The sequence below is a fragment of the Ferruginibacter sp. genome, from assembly GCF_014377975.1.
In the GTDB taxonomy this organism is placed as follows: Bacteria; Bacteroidota; Bacteroidia; order Chitinophagales; family Chitinophagaceae; genus Ferruginibacter.
The window spans coordinates 1-2,184 of record NZ_JACMOO010000396.1 but is presented as its reverse complement, the minus strand read 5'-3'; the positions used below and the strand labels follow the sequence as shown (position 1 = coordinate 2,184).

Here is a 2,184-nt window from a genome sequence, read left to right as displayed (position 1 = left end):
CATCGTTGATTAAAAATATAAAAATATTTACATTCACTAAACATTCTGTAACTCCGGTTGTGTTTGCTGCACGTTAAAAACAGCAACGTTCTTAAATAGAAGTCAGATCAACGCTATCTCCTTTATTGCTTTTTGAGATAATTAGTAAACCAATAAAAGTAAAGAGCCCATTAATTATTAGCAGTTCAATACCCACCTGGTAACCTCCAAACCACTTTGTAGCATTAATATCAACCAGGTAGCAAAGGGCAGGTGCAACAAGTGTTACAATGGTTACGGCGATTGACTCAGGCAAGCTGCGTTTGGTAAGAATGCCAAACGAAAACAAGCCCAATAAAGGTCCGTAAGTATAACCGGCCAGTTTTAATATGATGTCAATGATCGATTTGTTGTCAATCCATTTAAAAACAAGCACACACAATAGAAATACCACTGCCATTATAAGATGCACTGTCATACGAATGCGCTTTCTTTTTTTCTCCGCCCATTCTTCTTTACGGTTTAAGCCAATTATGTCAATGCACAAGGATGAAGTAAGTGCGGTTAATGCACCATCGGCGCTTGGAAAGAGGGCTGATATCAAACCAATAATGAAAATAACACCAATGATAGGGGGTAAATAACTAAAGGCTATTTCAGGGAAAATATTATCACCAATCACATTTTTACCGTCCAATAAAAAATGTAGTTGTTGTTTGCCATTAACCACAACTTGCTCAAAACTTCCTCCTTTGCTCATAGCATACACGTATAACAATCCACCCAATACTAAAAAAATGAAAACAACAACAGCTTGCAGTATGCTTAAGGTGATCATATTTTTTTGAGAGTCCTTCAACGTTCTTACACTAATGTTCTTTTGCATCATTTCCTGGTCAAGGCCAGTCATACCAATAGTTATAAACGCACCTCCAATAATGGACTTTAGAAAAAAGTCGCCACTCTTAACATCAGTATTAAAAATGTGGGTAAACTTGTTTAATTCCAAAGCCTGCCAGGTGCCGGACATGGATAAATTTAATTGGCTCATGATGTAAAACACACAAACAATCAACCCAAGCAACATAAAGGTTGTTTGCAAAGTGTCAGTAAAAACGATGGTACGAACGCCACCTTCAAATGTGTACAGCAGTATCATTAACAGTATAACAAATGCAGTTACAAAAAAGGGTACACCCATAGTATCGAGGATGAAAATTTGCAACACGTTTATAACAAGGTACAGCCTGGCTGTGGCACCCAATGTTCTTGAAATAATAAAAAATAGCGCACCGGTTTTGTAGGCATAGAAATTAAATCGCGTTAAGAGGTAATTATAAATTGAAGTAAGGTTCATTTTATAATAAAGGGGCAGCAACACAAAAGCCACCACAATATACCCAATGATATACCCGATTACCACCTGGAAATAAGAGAAAGCAGCAATGCCTACTTTGCCCGGAACACTTACAAAAGTTACCCCGCTAAGCGATGTTCCAATCATGCCAAAAGCAACCAGCATCCAATTACTATTGCGGTTGCCGATAAAAAATGTTTCGTTTGTACTATTGCGGCTGGTATACCATGCTACCCCCAATAATAGTGCGAAGTAAGCAAGTACAAAACTGAATAATAGGGTAGGCGACATAGTATAAATTAAGTTATCCTTATTTTAAAGAGGGGCGAAAAGTAGTAAAATTTTATACATTAATATTGTGCAAATTGACAACAACATGTTATTGAATGGAAACTTAATAAACCGATAAATTGATAACAGGTTAAAATTTCTAAAATGTCTCAAGGTGTAAGCATGCAATATAAATCGTTAGCTGTGTTTTGCGGGTCTAAACCGGGCAATAATCCTTTGTTTGCCCAACATGCAACCGAGCTGGGTACGCTGATGGGCACTTATGGCATTACTCTTATTTATGGTGGAGGAAGTAAAGGCTTAATGGGTGCTGTGGCCGATGCTGTTATGGAAAGTGGTGGTAAGGTGATGGGAATTATTCCTGAATTGTTGATTGGATGGGAGCACCAGCATACCGGCATTACAGATTTGCAGGTGGTAGGTGATATGCATTCGCGTAAAAAAATAATGTACGATCGTTGCGATGCTGCAATCATATTACCGGGTGGCTATGGCACTTTGGATGAGATGTTTGAAATGCTTACCTGGAACACGCTTAACATTCATAATAAAAAAAT

At 37.8% G+C, this 2,184-nt stretch carries 2 protein-coding genes; one reads left to right on the top strand and one right to left on the bottom strand.

From position 1 onward, the window contains the following. Positions 1-91 precede the first annotated feature (91 nt). Positions 92-1,627 carry a sodium:solute symporter gene (locus tag H7254_RS19495; RefSeq protein ID WP_301934566.1) on the bottom strand — a complete coding sequence of 512 codons (1,536 nt, stop codon included), beginning with the start codon at positions 1,625-1,627 and terminating at the stop codon, positions 92-94. Positions 1,628-1,771: 144 nt separating this feature from the next. Between H7254_RS19495 and H7254_RS19490 the strand changes: the two genes are divergently transcribed. Then, positions 1,772-2,184: TIGR00730 family Rossman fold protein (locus H7254_RS19490; RefSeq protein WP_301934565.1), on the top strand; the 413-nt coding region annotated here is incomplete at its 3' end.